Here is a 20475-nt window from a genome sequence, read left to right on the forward strand (position 1 = left end):
CGTCGGCCGTGAACACCGCGCCGCCCGCCGTCGCGGTCCGGGGGCTGGTGAAGCGCTACGGCCGCACCACCGCGGTCGACGGTCTCGACCTCGAACTCCGGACCGGCTCCGTCCTCGCCCTGCTCGGACCCAACGGCGCCGGCAAGACCACCACCGTCGAGGTGTGCGAGGGCTTCCTGCGCGCCGACGGCGGCGAGGTCCGCGTCCTCGGCGTCGACCCGGCCAGGGCGCCGGACGCGCTGCGCGCCCGCATCGGCGTCATGCCCCAGGGCGGGGGCGCCTACCCCGGGGTGCACGCGGCGGAGATGCTGCGTCTGGTCGCCGCCTGCTCGGCCCACCCGCTCGACGTCGGCTGGCTCGGCACCGTCCTCGGCCTCGACGGCTGCGCGCGCACCCCCTACAAGCGCCTGTCCGGGGGCCAGCAGCAGCGCGTCGCGCTGGCCTGCGCCGTCGTCGGCCGCCCGGAGCTGGTCTTCCTCGACGAGCCGACCGCCGGCATGGACCCCCAGGGCCGCAGGCTCGTGTGGGACCTGATCCGCGCGCTGCGCCGCGACGGCGTGTCGGTGCTGCTCACCACGCACCTGATGGAGGAGGCGGAGGCGCTGGCCGACCACGTCGTCATCGTCGACCACGGCCGGGTGGTGGCGCAGGGCTCGCCCGCGCAGCTCACGGCGGCGTCCGGGCAGCAGGAGCTGCGCTTCCGCGCCCGCCCTGGCATGGATGTCGCCGAGCTCGCCGCCGCGCTGCCCGCCGGCTACGGCGCCGCGGAACCGGCGGCGGGCCGCTACGTGGTGCAGGGCCGCATCGACCCCGCCGTGCTGTCCACGATCACCACGTGGTGCGCCGCCCACGGGGCGCTCGCCGACGACGTGCAGGTCGCCCGGCGCAGCCTGGAGGACGTGTTCCTCGAGCTCACCGGACGGGAGCTGCGCTCGTGAGGAGGGGGTCGATGGCGGAGGAGACCTTCCCCGAGGGCACCTTCACCCCGCGCCCCGGTCCGGGCGCGCCGCTGCGGATGCTCGCCGCCCAGTCGGGCACCGAGCTGCGCCTCGCGCTGCGCCACGGCGAGCAGGTGCTGCTGACGCTGCTGATCCCGGTGGTCCTGCTGGTGGGCCTCACCCTGCTCACCGTGGTGCCGCTGCCCGAGCCGCGGGTCGCGGCCGTCGCGCCGGGGGTGCTGGCGCTGGCCGTGATGTCCACGGCGTTCACCGGGCAGGCGATCTCGCTGGGGTTCGACCGCCGCTACGGGGTGCTGCGCCGCCTCGCGGCCACCGCGCTCCCCCGCTGGCTGCTCGTGGCCGGCCGGCTCACCGCCGTGCTCGGTGTCGTCGCGGTGCAGGTGGTGGTGCTCGGGGCGATCGCCGCCGCGCTCGGCTGGCGGCCTGCGGCGGCCGGGGTCGGGTGGGGCCTGCTGCTCGTGCTGCTGGGCTGCGCCGCGTTCGGCGCGCTGGGGATCCTGCTCGGCGGCTCCCTGCGCGCCGAGGTCACCCTGGCCGTGGCCAACCTCGTCTGGTTCGTGCTGCTGCTGGCCGGGGGCATCGTGGTGCCGCTCGCCCAGCTGCCCGGACCGCTCGCCACCGTCGGCGCGCTGCTGCCCTCGGGTGCGCTCGCCGAGGGCCTGCGCGCCACGCTCGCGACCGGCGGGCCGCCGAGCGGCGCGTCGGTGCTCGTGCTGCTCGGGTGGACGCTGGTGGCCACCGCGGTGGCCGTCCGCACGGTCCGCCTGCGCTGAGCGGGCTCGCCGGACCGCCCGCGGGCTCGCACACCGACTCCTGCGCCGGCCCACCGACTGCAGTCGGTGTGCGACGGTCGCAACCGGTGTGGGAGTGGTCCGCCGCGCGGCGTCGGGCGCTCAGCGCGACTTGGGGTCCCCGTCCGGCTGCTGCTCCCGGCTCGTGGCGTGCGCCATCTCCTCCGACATGGCGGGCTTCCCGCCGACGTGCGCCTCGTTGCGGAAGCGCTCCACCAGGTGCGGGTAGTGCAACTCGAACGCCGGGCGCTCCGAGCGGATGCGCGGCAGCTCGGTGAAGTTGTGCCGCGGCGGCGGGCACGACGTGGCCCACTCCAGGGAGTTGCCGAAGCCCCACGGGTCATCGACGGTGACCACGCGCCCGTAGCGGTAGCTGCGGAAGACGTTCCAGATGAACGGCAGCACCGATGCACCCAGCACGAACGCCCCGATCGAGGAGATCGCGTTGAGGAGGGTGAAGCCGTCGGTGGGCAGGTAGTCGACGTAGCGGCGGGGCATGCCCTCGTTGCCCAGCCAGTGCTGCACCAGGAACGTCAGGTGGAAGCCCACGAACGTGAGCCAGAAGTGGACCTTGCCCCAGGTCTCGTCGAGCATCCGGCCGGTCATCTTCGGGAACCAGAAGTAGATGCCGGCGTAGGTGGCGAACACGATCGTGCCGAACAGCACGTAGTGGAAGTGCGCCACCACGAAGTAGGTGTCGGAGACGTGGAAGTCCACCGGCGGCGAGGCCAGCAGCACACCCGTCAACCCGCCGAGCAGGAACGTGATGAGGAACCCCACGCTGAACAGCATCGGTGTCTCGAACGTCAGCTGCCCGCGCCACATCGTGCCGATCCAGGCCACGAACTTGATGCCGGTGGGCACCGCGATGAGGAAGGTCGTGAGGGAGAAGAAGGCCAGCAGCACCGCGCCGGTGGCGTACATGTGGTGGGCCCAGACGGCGGCCGACAGCGCGCCGATCGCGATCGTGGCGAACACCAGGAACCGGTAGCCGAACTGCGGCTTGCGGGAGAAGACGGGGATGACCTCGGTGATGATGCCGAAGAACGGCAGCGCCACGATGTAGACCTCGGGGTGGCCGAAGAACCAGAACAGGTGCTGCCACAGGATCGCGCCGCCGTTGGCGGGGTCGAAGACGTGGGTGCCCAGGTGCCGGTCGGCCAGCATCCCGAACAGGCCCGCGGTGAGCACCGGGAACGCGATCAGGATCAGGATGACCGTGATCAGGATGTTCCAGGTGAAGATCGGCATCCGGAACATCGTCATGCCCGGTGCCCGCATGCAGACGATCGTGGTCACGAAGTTGACGCCGCCCAGGATCGTGCCGAGCCCCGACACGATCAGCCCGACCGCCCAGAGGTCGCCCCCGGAGCCCGGCGAGAAGGTGGCGCTGTGCAGCGGCGCGTAGGCGAACCAGCCGAAGTCGGCCGCGCCGCCCGGCGTCAGGAACCCGGACAGGACCGTCAGGCCACCGAACAGGAACAGCCAGTAGGAGAACGCGTTGAGCCGCGGGAACGCGACGTCGGGGGCACCGATCTGCAGCGGCACGATGTAGTTCGCGAAGCCGAACAGGATCGGCGTGGCGTAGAGCAGCAGCATGATCGTGCCGTGCATGGTGAACAGCTGGTTGTACTGCTCGTTGGACAGGAACTGCTGCCCGGGCACCGCCAGCTCGCCGCGCATGAGCAGCGCCATCGCGCCCCCGGCGAGGAAGAAGCCGAACGACGTGACCATGTACAGGATCGCGATGTCCTTGGGGTCGGTCGTGTGCAGCATCTTCAGCAGCGTGGAGCCCTTGACCGACTGCCGCGCCGGGTACTTCGGCGCGACCGGTTTCGGCTCGACGGCGGTCATGGTGCCCTCCCTCGGCGCGGCCCGGGCTCCTGCGGTGACGGTAGGAGCCTTCGGCCGCCACTGCCAGCCCCCGATCGACGGGTGCCCCGCAGGGAGCGGGTCCATGCGGCCCGCACGAGAACTCCTCCGGCATCTTCTACGATGTGTCGGTGACCCGGCCCGCCTTCCTCGACCGCCTGCCCGCCGTACCCGCGCCGGTGATGCGGGGGCTGGCGATCGCCGCGGTCGTGGCGCAGGCCGGGATCGCCGTCACCGGGTCGGTCGTCCGCGTCACCGGGTCCGGGCTGGGCTGCCCGGAGTGGCCGGAGTGCTTCCCCGGCAGCCTGGTGCCCACGCCGCACCCCGAGGTCGAGCCCCTCACGCAGTGGATCGAGTTCGGCAACCGGCTGCTGACCTTCGCCGTGGTGCTGGTCGCGGGCGCCTGCCTGCTCGCCGCGCTCGCCACCCGGCCGCGCCGGGCCCGGCTCACCCGCCTCGCGCTCGTGCAGCCGCTCGGCGTCGTCGCCCAGGCGCTGATCGGCGGCATCGTCGTGCAGCTCGGCCTGGTGTGGTGGAGCGTCAGCCTGCACCTGCTCGTGTCGATGGTGCTGGTCTGGCTCGCCGTCCAGCTGGTGGAGGCCGCATCCGACGGGGCCGGTCCACCCCGGCGGCTGGTCGGCGGCGCGGTGCGCGGGCTCGTCGCCACCAGCACCGCCGTGCTCGCCGCGGTCCTCGTCGCCGGGTCGTTCGTCACCGCGGCGGGGCCGCACGCGGGCGACGCGGCCACCCCGCGCCTGCAGGTCGAGGTCGAGACCGTCGCGCAGGTCCACGCCGAGCTGCTCGTCGGGTACCTCGGCCTGCTCGTCGGGCTCGGCTTCACCCTCCGCGCGGTGGCGGCACCGTCGAAGGTGCTCCGCCGCTACGCGTGGCTGCTGGCCGTCGTGGCCGCGCAGGGGCTGCTCGGCGCGGTCCAGTACGCCCTCGGCGTGCCCGAGGTCCTCGTGTCGCTGCACGTGCTCGGCGCCGCGCTGGTGACCGTGGTCGCGGCCGCGCTGTGGGCCGGGCTGACCGAGCGGCCTGCGGCGCAGGCGGCCGCGGCGCCGGGGCCCGAGCCCGCCCTCGCCGAGCAGCCCCGGTAGCCGGGCCGCGGCGCAAGGCATGATCGGGGCGTGCGCGCGATCCAGATCAGCTCAGCAGGCGGCCCCGACGTCCTCACCCCCGTGGAGCTCCCCGACCCCCAGGCGGGGCCCGGCACGCTCCTCGTGGAGGTCGCGGCGGCCGGCGTCAACTACATCGACACCTACCAGCGCGAGGGCATCTACCCGATGACGCTGCCGTACGTGCCCGGGCTGGAGGGCGCGGGGCGGGTGCGTGCGGTGGGGCCCGACGTCACCGGGTTCGCCGTCGGGGACCGGGTGGCGTGGGCGGAGCAGCTCGGCAGCTACGCCGAGCTCGTGGCCGTGCCCACCGCGAAAGCGGTGCCGGTGCCCGACGCACTGCCCGACGACGTGGCGGCGGCGGCCCTGCTGCAGGGGATGACCGCCCACGCCTTCATCACCGACACCTACCCCGTCGGGCCGGGTGACGACGTGCTCGTGCACGCGGCCGCGGGCGGGCTCGGGCTCATGCTCACCCAGCTCGCCACCGCCCGCGGAGCCCGCGTGATCGGCACCGTGTCGACGCCGGAGAAGGAGCGGCTGGCCCGCGCGGCCGGCGCCGCCGAGGTCGTGCGCTACACCGAGGTCGACGACCTCGCCGCGGCCGTGCGCGCGCACACCGGCGGCGCCGGCGTGCACGTCGCCTACGACAGCGTCGGCGCCACGACGTTCGACGCGAGCCTCGCCGCCCTGCGCACGCGCGGAATGCTGGTGCTCTGCGGGGCGAGCAGCGGTCCGGTGCCACCACTGGACCCGCAGCGGCTCAACGCGGCCGGATCGGTGTACCTCACCCGCCCGAAGCTGTTCGACTACGTCGCGACCCCGGACCTGCTCGCCGCGCGCGCCGCGGCCGTCTACACGGCCGTCGGCGAGGGCACGCTCGACGTGCGGATCGGCAACCGGTACGCGCTCGCCGACGCCCGCACCGCCCACGAGGACCTGCAGGCGCGGCGCACCACCGGCAAGCTGCTGCTGATCCCCTGACCGCCGTGAGTGGATACGGGTGCCGGAGCACTCGTATCCACTCACGACCGGCCGGAGGCCGTGCTAGACAGGCCCGGTGACGGACACCCCGGGCTCCCCCTTCCACGACCTGCAGGACTTCCTGGCACTCCCCCGCCTCGCCGGGCTGGCCCTCTCCCCCGACGGCACCCGGCTCGTCACCGGCGTGGCGCAGCTCGACCCGGAGCGCACCCGGCTGCGTCCGGCGCTGTGGGAGATCGACCCGGCCGGGGCCCGGCCCGCGCGCCGGCTCACCCACGGGCCCACCGGTGAGTCCTCGCCGGTCTTCACGCCCGACGGGGACCTCCTGTTCACCTCCGCGCGGCCCGACCCCGAGCGCGCCGAACCCCAGCCGGACGAGCCCGCCGCGCTGTGGCTGCTGCCCGGTTCGGGCGAGGCGCACGTCGTCGGCACCCGGCCCGGTGGGCTCGCCGCGCCCGCCGTGGCCGCGGAGGCCGGCACGGTCGTCGCCACCTCGATGACGCTGCCCGGCGCGGTCTCGGGCGACGAGGACGCGGAACGCCGCAAGGCCCGCCGGGACCGCAAGGTCAGCGGGATCCTGCACGCCGGGCACCCGGTCCGGTTCTGGGACGCCGACCTGGGCCCGGCCCAGCCGCGGCTGGTGGTGGCCGACCTGCCCGGCGCCGGGTCGGCCCCGGCCCACGGGGGGACAGCGCAGTGGCGCGAGCTCACCCCGGCGCCCGGGGGCGCGCTCGTCGAGTCCGCGCACGACATCACCCCGGACGGGCGCACCGTCGTCGCCGGGTGGCGGGTCGCGGAGCCGCGCGGGGCCACGCGCAGCGTCCTCGTCGCGATCGACGTCGCCACCGGCGAACGCCGGGTCCTCGCCGACGACCCCGACCACGAGTTCGGCGGCCCGGTCGTGAGCCCGGACGGCACGCAGGTGGTGTGCCTGCGCGAGTCCCTGACCACCCCCACCAGCCCGCCCGACATCCGGCTGGTCGTGCTCCCGCTCGCCGGCGGCGCACCCCGCGACGTCGCGCCCGGCTGGGACCGCTGGGCCGGCACCCCCCGGTGGGCTCCCGACGGCAGCGCCCTGCTCGTCGTCGCCGACGAGGGCGGACGCGCCCCGGTGTTCCGGATCGGGCTGACCGACGGCGCGGTCACCCGCCTCACCGGTGACGACGGCGCGTACTCCGACCTCGTGGTGGCACCCGACGGGAGCGCCGTCTACGCGCTGCGCAGCGGCGTCGACAGCCCGCCCGCCCCCGTCCGGCTCGACCCGGACGCGCCGGGACAGCAGCCGGTGGCGCTGCAGGGCCCGGCGGCCCCGCCCGCCCTGCCGGGCTCGCTCACCGAGGTCCACGCCACCGCCGAGGACGGCAGCGCGCTGCGGGCGTGGCTCGTGCTGCCCGCCGACGCCTCGGCGGCAGCTCCGGCACCGCTGCTGCTGACGGTGCACGGCGGCCCGTTGAACAGCTGGAACTCCTGGCACTGGCGCTGGAACCCCTGGGTGCTGGCCGCCCGCGGCTACGCCGTGCTGCTGCCCGACCCCGCCCTGTCCACCGGCTACGGCCTGGACTTCGTCGCACGCGGCTGGGGCGAGTGGGGCGGCGCACCGTTCACCGACCTGATGGCGATCACCGACGCCGCGCTCACCCGCCCGGACCTCGACGCGGGCCGCACGGCGGCGATCGGCGGTTCGTTCGGCGGCTACATGGCCAACTGGATCGCCGGCCACACCGACCGCTTCCGCGCCATCGTCACGCACGCGAGCCTCTGGGCGCTGGACCAGTTCGGACCCACCACCGACGCGCCGCACTACTGGCTGCGCGAGATGACCGCCGAGATGGCCGAGCGCAACAGCCCGCACCGCTTCGCCGACGCGATCACCACGCCGATGCTGGTCATCCACGGCGACAAGGACTACCGCGTGCCGGTCGGCGAGGCCCTGCGGCTGTGGTGGGACCTGGTGTCGCGGCACGACGGCGACCCGGAGGACCTCCCCCACCGCTTCCTGCTCTTCCCGGACGAGAACCACTGGGTGCTCACGCCGCAGAACGCCGCCCTCTGGTACGAGACCGTCACCGCGTTCCTCGATCACCACGTGCTGGGCAAGGACTGGGAGACCCCCGACCTGCTGCGCTGAGCCTGCGGCGCGCACGCACTGCTCGCCGGGGTGATCGCCGGGAGTGGTGTGGGGGCGTCAGTTCTGTCGCCCTCCCACCACTCCTGCTGATCATGGCTGTTCCCGCGTTCCGCGGAACACGCCTGTGCGGACCCGGTCGACGTCATGGGTCTCCGGCCGCGGTCGCAGACCCATGGTGTCGATGTGGTCCGGGAACCTTCTGTGGGCGGGCCGTTCCCGGCTCGAGCCCACTGCCGCCCGCCCCGGCCCGGGGTTCTACGGCGCGTCACCCCGGTCCCCTGCCCCGCCCCGTCGGTGACGTGGCCGGGTTGGGCCAACTACCGATTGTTGTGGCCGGCCGGGCGGCCGTCCCCGACCTGGCCCACGCCTGTCCCGGACGAGAACGTCGCTGCTGGGTGGGTGCGCACCTGGCTGTGGTCCCGTTCCTCGCCGCCCCGGTGATCATCGGCCCGGCCCGCGCCATCCAGGCGCCCTTGATCATCGGGAACGGGACATACGCTGCACGGTTGCGGCCTGGTTCCTGCTTCGCTGGTGAAGGGCGCTTCGGAGGGGTTCGTGAACGGCACCACAGCCGGATGAGTGGCACCCGGCGGGGACGGGCTCGTCGTGGACCGGCCGGGGCCAGGTCGGGGACGGCCGCCCGGCCGGCCACGATATTCGGTAGTTTCGCTAACCCGGCCACCCTCGCCACCGGCAGTCGGGCAAGGCGCCGGGGCGACTGCGAGTGACGCCTCGGCGCGGGGTGGGACAGTCGGTCCCGAGCCGGGAACGGCGCGCCCACCGCAGCCGGCCCTGCCCGTCAAGACCCGGGGGGAGGGGCGGACCGCGTGCCCACGCCCCCCGGTCCCGCCACGCCCCCGATCAGCCCACGCACCCCATCGACGGGGGGCGTCGCCACAGTCGGGGGCGTGAGCGGGCGCATCGGAGCCTTGCGGACCGCCCACTGATGGACGCTCGGGGCCAGCGCATCACGCCCTCCACTTGTGGAGGTGCCCCATGGGGAGTAGGCGTTGGGGCGACCGAGGAGTGAGGTGCATCACGAATGGGTGGCAACAGGATCGTCGTCTACAAGGAGCCCGGCGTGGTCGCGGTCGAGGACCACGACATGCCGACGCTCGAGGTGCCGGCCGAGGTCGCCGAGGCCATGGGCATGACGCGCAAGGCCGACCACGCGGTCATCCTGCGGTGCGTGTCGACCAACATCTGCGGGTCCGACCAGCACATGGTGCGCGGGCGCACCACCGCCCCGCCGGGGCAGACGCTCGGCCACGAGATCACCGGCGAGGTGGTGGAGAAGGGCAGTGACGTGCAGTTCGTCGACGTCGGCGACATCTGCTCGGTGCCGTTCAACATCGCGTGCGGGCGCTGCCGCAACTGCCGCGAGGGCCAGACGGGCGTCTGCCTCAACGTCAACCCGGCGCGTGCCGGCTCCGCCTACGGCTACGTGGACATGGGCGGCTGGGAGGGCGGTCAGGCCGAGTACGTGATGGTGCCGTTCGCCGACTTCAACCTGTTGAGGTTCCCCGACCGCGAGCAGGCGCTGGAGAAGATCCTCGACCTGACGATGCTGTCGGACATCTTCCCCACCGGCTACCACGGCGCCTACACCGCGGGCGTCACCACCGGCTCCACCGTGTACGTCGCGGGCGCAGGCCCGGTCGGGCTGGCCGCGGCGCACTCGGCCCAGCTGCTCGGCGCGGCCGTCGTCATCGTCGGTGACCTCAACGCCGACCGGCTCACGCAGGCCCGCTCGTTCGGCTGCGAGACCGTGGACATCTCCCAGGACGCCACCCTCGAGGACCAGATCGCGCAGGTCCTCGGGACCAACGAGGTGGACTGCGCCGTGGACGCCGTCGGGTTCGAGGCCACCGGGCACGGCGCGGGCGGCGGGGAGGCACCGGCCGCGGTGCTGAACTCGGTCATGGGGGTCACGCGCGCCGGGGGTCGGCTGGGCATCCCGGGCCTCTACGTCACCGGCGACCCCGGCGCGGCCGACCCGGACGCCAAGGAGGGCACGCTCAAGGTGCGCCTCGGGCTCGGCTGGGCGAAGAGCCACTCGTTCACCACCGGGCAGTGCCCGGTGCTGCGCTACAACCGCAACCTGATGATGAGCATCCTGTACGACAAGGCGCGCATCGCGGAGGCGGTCAACGCCACCGTCATCCCCCTGGACGACGCGCCGCGCGGCTACCAGGAGTTCGACCGGGGCGCCGCGCGCAAGTACGTGCTCGACCCGCACGGGATGGTGCCGCGGGCCGCCTAGCCGGCTTCGCCGGTCGTGAGTGGATACGAGTGCCGGAGCACTCGTGTCCACTCACGGCCAGAGGACCGGCAGGCCGATCGCCGCGTCCACCGCGATCGCGGCGAACAGCACGCACAGGTAGGCGTTCGACAGGTGGAACAGCTTCATCGTGCCGACCTCGCGGCCCGCGCTGACGCCGTGGTGCAGGCGGTGGGCCTGGTACACGAACCAGGTGCCGCCGAGCACGGCGACCGTGGCGTAGATCCACGAGGTCGCGGCGACGAGCAGCAGGGTGGCGGCGACCATCACCCACGAGTAGAGGACGATCCGGATCGTCACCTGCGCGGGCGTCGCCACCACCGGCAGCATCGGCACCCCGGCGTTGGCGTAGTCCTCGCGGTAGCGCATCGCCAGCGCCCAGAAGTGCGGCGGCGTCCAGAAGAAGATCACGGCGAACATCACGAGCGCGGGCCACTCCACCGTGCCGGTGACGGCGGCCCACCCGATCACGACCGGCATGCAGCCGGCGGCGCCGCCCCAGACGATGTTCTGCGAGGTGCGGCGCTTGAGCAGCAGCGTGTAGACGAGCACGTAGAACGCGATGGCGGCCACCGACAGGCCGGCGGCCAGCCAGTTGGTGGTCAGGCCCAGCCACACCGAGCTCAGCGCGCCGAGCACCAGCCCGAAGACCAGCGCGTGGCGCGTGGGCACCTGTCCCTTGGCCAGCGGCCGGCGCGCGGTCCGCTTCATGACGGCGTCGATGTCGGCGTCGACCACGCAGTTGAGGGCGTGGGCGCTCGCGGCCGCCATCGCCCCGCCGACCAGGGTGGCGACGATCAGCCACACCGACGGCACGCCGCGCTCGGCCAGGAACATCGCCGGCACCGTGACCACGAGCAGCTGCTCGATGATGCGGGTCTTCGTCAGGCCGAGGTAGGCGCGCACCGTGCGGCCGACCCGCTCCCGCCAACCCGCCCGGACGCCTTGCGCAGGCGGCTGCTGGGACAGGGGCAGACTCACCGGCACAACCTCGATCCGCGTGGTGGGGAAGCTCGGGCCCGCATGCTGGCGCCGACTTCTACGGCTTGTCGATGATAGCCGGGGGCATGGGCGTACCCACGGCCGGGTAGACCCCGTGCGCGAGCGGCGGAGCGTGATCACTCGGGTGGTCGTCCGGGCCGTCACCCCGGCGGTCACACATGCGATCACCGAGCCCGCCGGACGTGACTAGGCTGGACCGCGAGCGGAGCCCGCGGAAGCGTCGATCCGCGCAGGGCAGGGCGCGTCGAGGCGCACCGCCCGCGCCCCCACCCGAACCCGAGGGAAGTGCTGTGGCCGACACCGACATCGAGACACTGACCCGAGCGAGCCTCCCGGACGACTGGACCGACCTCGACCGTCGCGCCGTCGACACCGTGCGGGTCCTCGCCGCCGACGCCGTGCAGAAGGTGGGCAACGGCCACCCGGGCACCGCCATGAGCCTCGCCCCGCTGGCCTACGCGCTGTTCCAGCGCGTCATGCGGCACGACCCCGCCGACGCCGACTGGATCGGGCGCGACCGGTTCGTGCTGTCCGCGGGCCACTCCAGCCTCACCCTCTACATCCAGCTGTACCTGTCCGGCTACGGCCTGGAGCTCGACGACCTCAAGGCGCTGCGCACGTGGGGCTCGAAGACCCCCGGCCACCCCGAGCACCGGCACACCCCCGGCGTCGAGATCACCACCGGCCCGCTGGGCCAGGGCCTGGCCTCGGCCGTCGGCATGGCCATCGGCGCCCGTCGCGAGCGCGGTCTGTTCGACCCGGACGCCGCACCCGGGCAGAGCCCGTTCGACCACCAGATCTACGTGATCGCCTCCGACGGCGACATCGAGGAGGGCGTCACCTCCGAGGCGTCCTCGCTGGCCGGGCACCAGCAGCTGGGCAACCTCACGGTGATCTACGACGACAACAAGATCTCCATCGAGGACGACACCGACATCGCCCTGTCCGAGGACACCGCGAAGCGCTACGAGGCCTACGGCTGGCACGTGCAGGTCGTGGAGGGCGGCGAGAACGTCACCGGCATCCTCGAGGCGCTGGAGAACGCGCGCGCCGAGACCACGCGGCCCTCGTTCATCCTGCTCCGCACCATCATCGGCTTCCCCGCGCCGAACAAGATGAACACCGGCAAGGCCCACGGCTCGGCGCTGGGCGCCGACGAGGTGGCCGAGGTCAAGAAGATCCTCGGCTTCGACCCGGAGCAGACGTTCGAGGTCGCCGACGAGGTGCTGGCGCACGCCCGCAAGGTCGTCGATCGCGGCCGCGAGGCCCACCGGGCCTGGGCGACGACCTACGACGACTGGGCCGCGCGCGAGCCGGAGCGCAAGGAGCTGCTCGACCGCGTGCTGGGCCGCGACCTGCCGGTGGGCTGGGAGAAGGCGCTGCCGAGCTGGGACGTCGACCCCAAGGGCGTCGCCACCCGCAAGGCCTCCGGCGAGGTGCTCAAGTCCCTGGCCGACGTGCTGCCCGAGCTGTGGGGCGGCTCGGCCGACCTCGCGGAGAGCAACAACACCACGATGGAGGGCGCCGACTCGTTCGGGCCCACCTCCACCGCCACCAAGATGTGGAACGCCCACCCCTACGGGCGCACCCTGCACTTCGGGGTCCGCGAGCACGCGATGGGCGCGATCCTCAACGGCATCGCGCTGCACGGGCCCACCCGCCCGTACGGCGGCACGTTCCTCGTGTTCAGCGACTACATGCGCCCGGCCGTGCGGCTCGCGGCGCTGATGCGCTCCAGCGTCGTCTACGTCTGGACGCACGACTCGATCGGCCTCGGCGAGGACGGCCCCACCCACCAGCCGATCGAGCACCTCGCGGCGCTGCGGGCCATCCCGGGCCTCGCGGTGGTCCGCCCCGGTGACGCCAACGAGACCGCCTACGCCTGGCGCGCCACCCTGGAGCGGCCCGAGGGCCCGAAGGGGCTGGCGCTCACCCGCCAGAACCTCCCCGTGCTGGAGGGCACCTCCGCCGAGGGCGTGGCCCGCGGTGGGTACGTCCTGGCGGACGCCTCCTCCGGCGAGCCGCAGGTGATCCTCATCGCCACCGGTTCCGAGCTGCAGATCGCCGCCGAGGCCTGGAAGGTCCTGGAGGCCGACGGCGTTGCCACGAGGGTGGTGTCCATGCCGTGCGTCGAGTGGTTCGACGCGCAGGACGAGGCCTACCGCGAGTCGGTGCTCCCGGCCGCGGTGAAGGCCAGGGTCAGCGTCGAAGCGGGCGTGGCACAGCCGTGGCACCGCTTCACCGGCGACGCGGGCGAGAACGTCTCCATCGAGCACTTCGGCGCCAGCGCCGACTACCAGACCCTGTTCCGCGAGTTCGGCTTCACGACCGAGAACGTGGTCGCCGCCGCGAACCGCAGCCTGGCGAAGCTCTCCTGAGAGGAACAACCATGAGCAACGAGCGACTCCGGCAGCTCGCCGAGGCGGGCGTGTCCATCTGGCTGGACGACCTGTCCCGCGAGCGCCTGAACAGCGGCAACCTGCAGGAGCTGATCACCGACAAGCACGTCGTCGGGGTCACCACCAACCCCACGATCTTCGCGGGCGCCCTCGCGAAGGGCGAGGCCTACGACGCGCAGGTCCGCGAGCTGGCCGCGCGCGGGGCGTCGGTCGAGGACGCGGTCCGCGAGATCACTGTCGCCGACGTCCAGCAGGCCTGCGACGTGTTCAGCGGCACCTGGGAGACCAGCGGCGGCGTCGACGGGCGCGTCTCGCTCGAGGTCGACCCCGGCCTCGCCCGCGACACCGAGGGCACCGTCGCGCAGGCGCTGGACCTGTGGAAGGCCGTCGACCGCCCCAACCTGCTGGTCAAGATCCCGGCCACCGAGGCGGGGCTGCCGGCCATCACGCGGGCGCTGGCCGAGGGCGTGAGCGTGAACGTCACGCTGATCTTCTCGGTGGAGCGCTACCGCGCGGTGATGGGCGCCTACCTGGACGGGCTGGAGCAGGCCGCCGCCAACGGCCACCCGCTCGCCGGCATCGCCTCGGTGGCGAGCTTCTTCGTCTCCCGGGTCGACACCGAGATCGACAAGCGGCTGGAGGCGATCGGCGCTGAGACCGACTCTGCCGAGGCGCTCGGCCTGCGCGGCAAGGCGGGCGTCGCCAACTCGCGCCTGGCCTACGCCGCGTACGAGGAGGTCTTCTCCTCCGACCGGTGGAAGGCGCTGGAGGCCAAGGGCGCCCGCAGGCAGCGGCCGCTGTGGGCCTCCACGGGCGTCAAGAACCCGGACTACTCCGACACGCTCTACGTCACCGAGCTGGTCGTCGCCGACACCGTGAACACGATGCCGGAGAAGACCCTGCTGGCCTTCGGCGACCACGGCGAGGTGCACGGCGACCGCGTCACGGGCACGGCGGGCGAGGCGCAGGAGGTGTTCGACGCGCTCGAGCGCGTCGGGGTGGACCTCACCGACGTGTTCCTCGTCCTGGAGGACGAGGGCGTCGACAAGTTCGAGAAGTCCTGGACCGAGCTCGGTGAGACCGTGACGGGACAGCTCGAGGGAGCGCGCTGACGCGCGAGCCGAACGGGAGCGCCGCCGTGACTGCCGACCAGCTGGTCGAGGACGCCGTCGCCGCCCGGACGGCCGCCGGCGACCCCGGGCTCTGGCCCCGGGTCGCCCGGCCCGGCTGGTCCGGCGCGGTGCGCGCCGCCCGGCCGCTCGTCGGTGAGGTCGCGGCCCTGCACGAGCAGCGGCGGGTGGCGGGGCAGATCCGCGTCGTGCTCGCCGCGGCCGGCGGCGTGGGCGTCGCTGCCGAGGCGTTGGTCCACGAGGACCCGCGGCTGGTCGTCCTGGACACGACCGACCCGGTCCAGGTCCTCGACGCGCTGGCGGGCGAGCTCGCGGCCACCGTCCTCGTCGTGTCCGTGCCGCCCGGCGAGGACCCGGAGCCGGTGGCGCTGCTGCGCGACACCGTGCACACCGCGTTCCGCGCCGAGGGGCTCGACCCGGCCGCGCACACCGTCGTCGTCACCCCGCCCGGCGGGCCGCTGCAGCCGGACGACGGATCGGTGGTGGTCCTCGGCCCCGACGACGTCGACGGGCCCTGGGCCGCGCTCACCGCCTACGCGCTGGTCCCGGCCGGTCTGGCCGGGGCCGACGTCGGAGCGGCGCTGGCCGACGCGAGCGGGGTACGGGACGCCCTCGCCACCGACACGCCCGCCAACCCCGCGCTGGAGCTCGGCGCGCTGCTCGCCGGCGCCACCGCCGTCGCGCTCGCGCCGGGCCCGGACGCCGCCGCCCTCGCCGAGTGGGCGGCGCAGCTCGTCGCGGGCGGGCTCGGCAAGGACGGGCACGGGCCGCTCCCCGTGCTGGTCGAGGGGCCGGGCGCGCCCGAGTGGGACGACCTGCCTGCCGTCGGTGTGGGCGAGGTGGCGGGGGCGGCCCTCGCGACCCGCGGCTCCCCCGCCGCGCAGATGCTCACCTGGCAGCACGCCGTCGCCGTGGCGGCGCACCTGCTCGGCGTCGATCCCACCGACCGGCCCGACGCCACGGCCCCGATGCCCGGAGCGGACGGCGGCGCCCCGGTGTTCACCGACGGCGCCGTCGAGGTCTACGCAGGCGACTGGCTGCCGGCAGGCACCGACACCGTCACCGGCGCGCTGCGCGCGTTCACCGCCGAGCTCGACGGGCAGGCCGACGGAGCTACCGGGCACCTGGCCGTGCACGCCTACCTCGACCGCATCGAGGATGCCTCGGCCGCCGTGCTGCGCCCCGAGCTCACCCGCCGCACCGGCCGTCCCACCACGTTCGACTGGGCGCCCCGCTGCCTGCCGGGCGCGGGCCAGCACGCGAAGGGCGGCCCGCCCGGCGGGCGGGTCTGCCAGCTCACCGGTGCCCTCGACGGCGCACCGGACGAGGTCCCGGCGGGGGTCGACGCGCTCGCCACCGCCCAGCTCGCGCAGGCCGGTGCGGACGCCGCCGCGCTCGCCGCGCGGGGCCGCCCGGTGCTGCGCCTGCACTTCACCGACCGGGTGGCGGGCCTGGTCACGGTGGCGCGCGCCGTGCAGCGGCTGTGAAGGACCTGCGATGATCCCCCGATCCGAGCGATGAGGAGAAAGATGAGCGCCGCCACGTCCGCCGCAACGGGGTGGACCAACCCGCTGCGCGACCCGCGGGACAAGCGCCTCCCGCGCATCGCGGGACCGTGCAGCCTGGTCATCTTCGGGGTCACCGGCGACCTCTCGCGCAAGAAGTTGATGCCCGCCATCTACGACCTCGCCAACCGGGGCCTGCTGCCCCCGGGCTTCGCCCTCACCGGATTCGCCCGCCGCGACTGGGCCAGCCAGGACTTCGGCCAGGTCGTCTACGAGGCCGTGAAGCAGCACGCGCGCACGCCGTTCCGCCAGACCGTGTGGGACCGCCTGGCCGAGGGCTTCCGCTTCGTGCCCGGCAGCTTCGACGACGACGACGCCTTCGACCGCCTCGAGGCCACGGTCGAGGCGCTCGACCGCGAGCGGGGCACCGGTGGCAACCACGCGTTCTACCTGTCGATCCCGCCCGGCGCGTTCCCGGTGGTGCTCAAGCAGCTCTCCCGTTCCGGCCTCGCCACCGCCGACGGTGAGCGGTGGCGGCGCGTCGTCATCGAGAAGCCGTTCGGTCACGACCTGCGCTCGGCGCGCGAGCTCAACGACATCGTCGGCGACGTCTTCCCCGAGGACTCGGTGTTCCGCATCGACCACTACCTCGGCAAGGAGACGGTGCAGAACGTCCTCGCGCTGCGCTTCGCGAACCAGCTGTTCGAGCCGATCTGGAACAGCCACTACGTCGACAGCGTGCAGATCACGATGGCCGAGGACATCGGGCTCGGCGGCCGCGCCGGCTACTACGACGGCATCGGCGCGGCCCGCGACGTCATCCAGAACCACCTGCTGCAGCTGCTCGCGTTCACCGCGATGGAGGAGCCGGTCTCGTTCTCCTCCGACGAGCTGCGGGCCGAGAAGATCAAGGTCCTCAACGCCACCAAGCTCGTCGGCCCCCTCGACGAGACCACCGCCCACGGGCAGTACACCGGCGGCTGGCAGGGCGGCGAGCTCGTCCGCGGGCTCACCGAGGAGGAGGGGTTCGACCCCAACTCGCGCACCGAGACCTACGCGGCGATCACCTGCGAGGTCGACACCCGTCGCTGGGCGGGCGTGCCGTTCTACCTGCGCACCGGCAAGCGGCTGGGCCGCCGCGTCACCGAGATCGCGGTGATCTTCAAGCGGGCCCCGCACCTGCCCTTCGACGCCACGATGACCGAGGAGCTCGGGCAGAACGCGCTGGTCATCCGCGTGCAGCCGGACGAGGGCGTCACCATGCGGTTCGGGTCGAAGGTGCCGGGCAGCCAGATGGAGGTCCGTGACGTCACGATGGACTTCGGCTACGGCACCGCGTTCACCGAGGCCTCCCCCGAGGCCTACGAGCGGCTGATCCTCGACGTGCTGCTCGGCGAGCCGTCGCTGTTCCCGGTGAACGAGGAGGTCGAGCGCTCCTGGAAGATCCTCGACCCCGTCATCGAGCACTGGGCCGAGCAGGAGCAGGGCCCGGACCCGTACCCGGCGGGCAGCTGGGGGCCGGGGTCGGCCGACACGATGCTCGCCCGCACCGGCCGCACCTGGCGCCGGCCGTGACCGCCACCGTCCCCGAAGCCGAGCCTGCGAGGCGAGCATGATCGTCGACCTTCCGTCGAGCACCACGTCCGCGGTCAACAAGAAGATCGTCGAGCTGCGCGAGCGCGGCGGCGTACTGGCGCTGGGTCGCGTGCTCACGCTGGTGATCGTCACCGACGACGGCGCGAACATCGAGGACGCGATCGAGGCCGCCAACGCCGCCAGCCGCGAGCACCCGTGCCGGGTGATCGTCCTCGCCCGGGGGCAGCGCCGGGCGGCGCCGCGGCTGGACGCCCAGATCCGGGTGGGCGGCGACGCGGGCGCGAGCGAGGTCATCGTCCTGCGCGGGTACGGCCCGCTCGCCGCCGACGAGGCGGGCGCCGGCATGGTGATGCCGCTGCTGCTCCCCGACGCGCCGGTCGTCGCCTGGTGGCCCGGGGAGGCTCCCGCGGTGCCGTCCGACGACGCGGTCGGGCGCCTCGCCCAGCGCCGGATCACCGACGCGCTCTCCGCGCGGAACCCGCTGCGGGCCTTCGAGCAGCGCCGGGCCAACCACGTGGCGGGCGACACCGACCTCACCTGGACGCGGCTCACGTCGTGGCGCGCACTGCTCGCCACGGCGCTCGACGCCCCGCCGCACGAGCCGGTCACGGGCGCGGTGGTCGCGGGCGAGTCCGTCTCGCCGTCCACCGACCTGCTGGCCGGCTGGCTCGCCGTGCGGCTGGACGCGAAGGTGAAGCGCTCGCCCGCGGAGACCGGCCCCGGCCTGGTGTCGGTGCGCCTCGACCGGCGCTCCGGGCCGGTGGAGCTGGTGCGCCCGGACGGCAAGGTGGGCACGCTGCGCCAGCCCGGGCAGCCGGACCGCCTCGTCGCGCTGGCGCGCCGCGAGGTGCGCGACTGCCTCGCCGAAGAGCTGCGCCGCCTCGACCCGGACGAGATCTACGGGGCGGCCATCACCGGTGTGTCGCGGATCGCGCGCGGCCGCACACCGGTGAAGGTCCCCGCGCTGGCGGGCTACTGATGGCCGTCCCCGACGTCGCCGTCCACGCCGACCCGGACGTGCTCGCCGCCGCCGTGGCCGCGCGCCTGATCACCAAGCTCGTCGACCTGCAGTCCGCGGGCACCACGCCGAAGATCGTGCTCACCGGCGGCGGCACGGGCACCGCGGTGCTGGAGCAGATCCGCGCCACCGTCGCCCGCGACGCCGTCGACTGGGGACGGGTGGAGTTCTACTGGGGCGACGAGCGGTTCCTCGCCCCGGGCGACCCCGAGCGCAACGAGACCCAGGCCCGGCAGGCGCTGCTCGACCACGTGGCGGTCGACCCGGCCAAGGTCTTCCCGATGGGAGCGGACGAGGGCGACGGCCCCGCGGGCGCCGAGGCCGCCGCGCAGGCCTACGCGGACCTGCTCGCCCGCGCCGCCCGGCCCGAGGACCACGGCCCGGTGCCGACCTTCGACGTGCTGATGCTCGGCATGGGCGGGGAGGGCCACACCGCGTCGGTGTTCCCGCACTCCCCCGCCGTCTACGAGACCGAGCGCTCCGTGGTGGCGGTGCACGGCTGCCCGAAGCCGCCGCCGACGCGCGTGTCGCTCACGCTGCCGGCGATCCGCCGCGCCGCCGAGGTCTGGATCATGACGACCGGCGAGGCGAAGGCCGCGGCCGTGGCGATGGGGCTGGGCGGGGCCGGCGAGGTCGCGATCCCGGTGGCGGGCGCCGCGGGCAGGCGGCGCACCCGCTGGCTGCTCGACCGCGCCGCGGCGTCGAAGCTGCCGCGCGACCTGGTGCCACCGATCGGCTGATGGCCGCCACCGTGCTGCACGTGGTCGTCGACGCCGCGAACGTCGTCGGCTCCCGACCTGATGGCTGGTGGCGCGACCGGGGCGGTGCGGCCCGCAGCCTGGCGGGGCGCCTGGCGGCCGTGCTGGCCGAGGATCCGGGCCGCCTCGCCGACGCGCTCGGGCGGCCCGGCACCGACCTGCGGGTGCACCTCGTCCTGGAGGGCGCGGCGCGCGTCGCGGACCTGCCGACGCACCCGCACCTGGACGTCGTCCTCGCCGAGGCCGACGGGGACGCCGCCATCGCCGATCTCGCCACCGACCTGGCGGCCGCACCCTACGCCGACGTCGTGGTCGTCACGGCCGACCGGGCCCTGCGGACCCGGGTGGTGGACGCAGGCGCCACGACAGCGGGCCCGCACACCCTCCAGAACGCCCTCCCCTGACCCCGGGGGCCGTGCCGGTGGGAGGTGTCAGCGGCGGCGCGACGTGCTCGCGGCCGCGCCGCTGGCCGCCACCGCGCTGCGCACCACCGGGCGCCCCGGCAGCGGGCTGCTGTACACCACGCTCGTCGTCACCGCGCCGAGGCCGGCGATGCGGCCGGTGACCGCCTCCAGGTGGCGCATCGAGCGCGCCCGGACCGTGAGCACGAAGCAGTCCTCGCCCGTGACGTGGTGGGCCTCGGTGACCTCCGCCGTGGTGGCGAGCAGGTCGCGGAACGGCTTGTAGTTGCCGTGCGGGTACCGCAGCCGCACCAGCGCCATGATCGTCAGCCCGAGCCGCTCCGGGTCGACCTCGCACCGGTACCCGGTGATCACGCCCCGTTCCTCGAGCCGCCGGACGCGCTCGGTCGCCGCGCTGGGCGAGAGCCCCACCAACCGGCCCAGGTCGGCGAAGCTGGCGCGACCGTCGTCCTGCAGCGCTTCGAGCAGGCGCCAATCCGTATCGTCCAGGGAATCCACGGGCATTCGGCCAA

Annotated in this window: 16 protein-coding genes; 13 read left to right on the forward strand and 3 right to left on the reverse strand. The window is 74.1% G+C overall.

Going from position 1 to position 20475, the window contains the following annotated elements; all coding sequences use genetic code 11:
- Positions 1-8 precede the first annotated feature (8 nt).
- Positions 9-938, forward strand: coding sequence for an ABC transporter ATP-binding protein (locus tag FB558_RS34725; protein ID WP_142061046.1), 930 nt, complete (start codon positions 9-11; stop codon positions 936-938).
- Positions 939-949: 11 nt separating this feature from the next.
- A complete protein-coding gene (locus tag FB558_RS34730; RefSeq protein WP_142061048.1) occupies positions 950-1732 on the forward strand; it encodes an ABC transporter permease in 783 nt (260 codons plus the stop codon).
- Between the two features lie 120 nt (positions 1733-1852).
- Here FB558_RS34730 and ctaD read toward each other — a convergent pair whose 3' ends face one another.
- Complete coding sequence (gene ctaD, locus FB558_RS34735) at positions 1853-3604, reverse strand: aa3-type cytochrome oxidase subunit I (RefSeq protein WP_142061050.1); 1752 nt, start codon at positions 3602-3604, stop codon at positions 1853-1855.
- Positions 3605-3753: 149 nt separating this feature from the next.
- Here ctaD and FB558_RS34740 point away from each other — a divergent pair, with 149 nt between their 5' ends.
- The 4 genes from FB558_RS34740 (at position 3754) to fdhA (ending at position 10115) form a co-directional block, all read left to right on the forward strand.
- A complete protein-coding gene (locus FB558_RS34740) occupies positions 3754-4722 on the forward strand; it encodes a COX15/CtaA family protein (protein WP_246106976.1) in 969 nt (322 codons plus the stop codon).
- A gap of 30 nt (positions 4723-4752) precedes the next feature.
- Positions 4753-5724: a quinone oxidoreductase family protein gene (locus FB558_RS34745; protein ID WP_142061052.1), complete on the forward strand. Its 972-nt coding sequence runs from the start codon at positions 4753-4755 to the stop codon at positions 5722-5724.
- A 76-nt stretch (positions 5725-5800) separates the two neighbouring features.
- Positions 5801-7852, forward strand: coding sequence for a S9 family peptidase (locus FB558_RS34750; RefSeq protein ID WP_142061054.1), 2052 nt, complete (start codon positions 5801-5803; stop codon positions 7850-7852).
- A 1042-nt stretch (positions 7853-8894) separates the two neighbouring features.
- Entirely contained in the window at positions 8895-10115 is a 1221-nt protein-coding gene (gene fdhA, locus FB558_RS34755) for a formaldehyde dehydrogenase, glutathione-independent (RefSeq protein ID WP_142061056.1), read from the forward strand.
- Positions 10116-10166: 51 nt separating this feature from the next.
- Here fdhA and FB558_RS34760 read toward each other — a convergent pair whose 3' ends face one another.
- Positions 10167-11114 (reverse strand): heme o synthase, encoded by a 948-nt coding sequence (locus FB558_RS34760; RefSeq protein WP_211367050.1) that lies wholly within the window; start codon positions 11112-11114, stop codon positions 10167-10169.
- Between the two features lie 311 nt (positions 11115-11425).
- On the opposite strand from FB558_RS34760, the gene tkt reads away from it, so the two are divergent.
- The 7 genes from tkt to FB558_RS34795 are packed head-to-tail and all read left to right on the forward strand — an operon-like array spanning position 11426 to position 19945.
- On the forward strand, positions 11426-13513 hold the full coding sequence (gene tkt, locus FB558_RS34765; RefSeq protein WP_246106977.1) for a transketolase: 2088 nt from the start codon (positions 11426-11428) through the stop codon (positions 13511-13513).
- A gap of 11 nt (positions 13514-13524) precedes the next feature.
- Positions 13525-14646 carry a transaldolase gene (gene tal / locus FB558_RS34770; protein ID WP_142061059.1) on the forward strand — a complete coding sequence of 374 codons (1122 nt, stop codon included), beginning with the start codon at positions 13525-13527 and terminating at the stop codon, positions 14644-14646.
- A gap of 26 nt (positions 14647-14672) precedes the next feature.
- A complete protein-coding gene (locus FB558_RS34775) occupies positions 14673-16151 on the forward strand; it encodes a glucose-6-phosphate isomerase (RefSeq protein WP_142061061.1) in 1479 nt (492 codons plus the stop codon).
- A gap of 42 nt (positions 16152-16193) precedes the next feature.
- Positions 16194-17744 carry a glucose-6-phosphate dehydrogenase gene (gene zwf / locus FB558_RS34780; protein WP_142061063.1) on the forward strand — a complete coding sequence of 517 codons (1551 nt, stop codon included), beginning with the start codon at positions 16194-16196 and terminating at the stop codon, positions 17742-17744.
- A gap of 37 nt (positions 17745-17781) precedes the next feature.
- Positions 17782-18744 carry a glucose-6-phosphate dehydrogenase assembly protein OpcA gene (gene opcA / locus FB558_RS34785; protein WP_142061065.1) on the forward strand — a complete coding sequence of 321 codons (963 nt, stop codon included), beginning with the start codon at positions 17782-17784 and terminating at the stop codon, positions 18742-18744.
- Positions 18744-19523 carry a 6-phosphogluconolactonase gene (pgl, locus tag FB558_RS34790; protein ID WP_142061067.1) on the forward strand — a complete coding sequence of 260 codons (780 nt, stop codon included), beginning with the start codon at positions 18744-18746 and terminating at the stop codon, positions 19521-19523. The genes opcA and pgl overlap by 1 nt, the downstream gene beginning before the upstream one ends.
- Positions 19523-19945: a hypothetical protein gene (locus FB558_RS34795; RefSeq protein ID WP_142061069.1), complete on the forward strand. Its 423-nt coding sequence runs from the start codon at positions 19523-19525 to the stop codon at positions 19943-19945. The genes pgl and FB558_RS34795 overlap by 1 nt, the downstream gene beginning before the upstream one ends.
- Positions 19946-19972: 27 nt before the next feature.
- On the opposite strand, the gene FB558_RS34800 is transcribed toward FB558_RS34795, so the two are convergent.
- Positions 19973-20467, reverse strand: a complete 495-nt coding sequence (locus tag FB558_RS34800) for an Lrp/AsnC family transcriptional regulator (RefSeq protein ID WP_142061071.1) — start codon at positions 20465-20467, stop codon at positions 19973-19975.
- Positions 20468-20475 lie beyond the last annotated feature (8 nt).

It is taken from the genome of Pseudonocardia kunmingensis (assembly GCF_006716445.1).
In the GTDB taxonomy this organism is placed as follows: Bacteria; Actinomycetota; Actinomycetes; order Mycobacteriales; family Pseudonocardiaceae; genus Pseudonocardia; species Pseudonocardia kunmingensis.

Excerpts from the sequence above, each read along its gene's own strand:
- FB558_RS34730 (WP_142061048.1), top strand. The coding sequence starts at position 950 with ATGGCGGAGGAGACCTTCCCCGAGGGCACCTTCACCCCGCGCCCCGGT.
- ctaD (WP_142061050.1), bottom strand. The coding sequence starts at position 3,604 with ATGACCGCCGTCGAGCCGAAACCGGTCGCGCCGAAGTACCCGGCGCGG.
- fdhA (WP_142061056.1), top strand. The coding sequence starts at position 8,895 with ATGGGTGGCAACAGGATCGTCGTCTACAAGGAGCCCGGCGTGGTCGCG.
- tal (WP_142061059.1), top strand. The coding sequence starts at position 13,525 with ATGAGCAACGAGCGACTCCGGCAGCTCGCCGAGGCGGGCGTGTCCATC.
- zwf (WP_142061063.1), top strand. The coding sequence starts at position 16,194 with ATGAGCGCCGCCACGTCCGCCGCAACGGGGTGGACCAACCCGCTGCGC.
- opcA (WP_142061065.1), top strand. The coding sequence starts at position 17,782 with ATGATCGTCGACCTTCCGTCGAGCACCACGTCCGCGGTCAACAAGAAG.
- pgl (WP_142061067.1), top strand. The coding sequence starts at position 18,744 with ATGGCCGTCCCCGACGTCGCCGTCCACGCCGACCCGGACGTGCTCGCC.
- FB558_RS34795 (WP_142061069.1), top strand. The coding sequence starts at position 19,523 with ATGGCCGCCACCGTGCTGCACGTGGTCGTCGACGCCGCGAACGTCGTC.
- FB558_RS34800 (WP_142061071.1), bottom strand. The coding sequence starts at position 20,467 with ATGCCCGTGGATTCCCTGGACGATACGGATTGGCGCCTGCTCGAAGCG.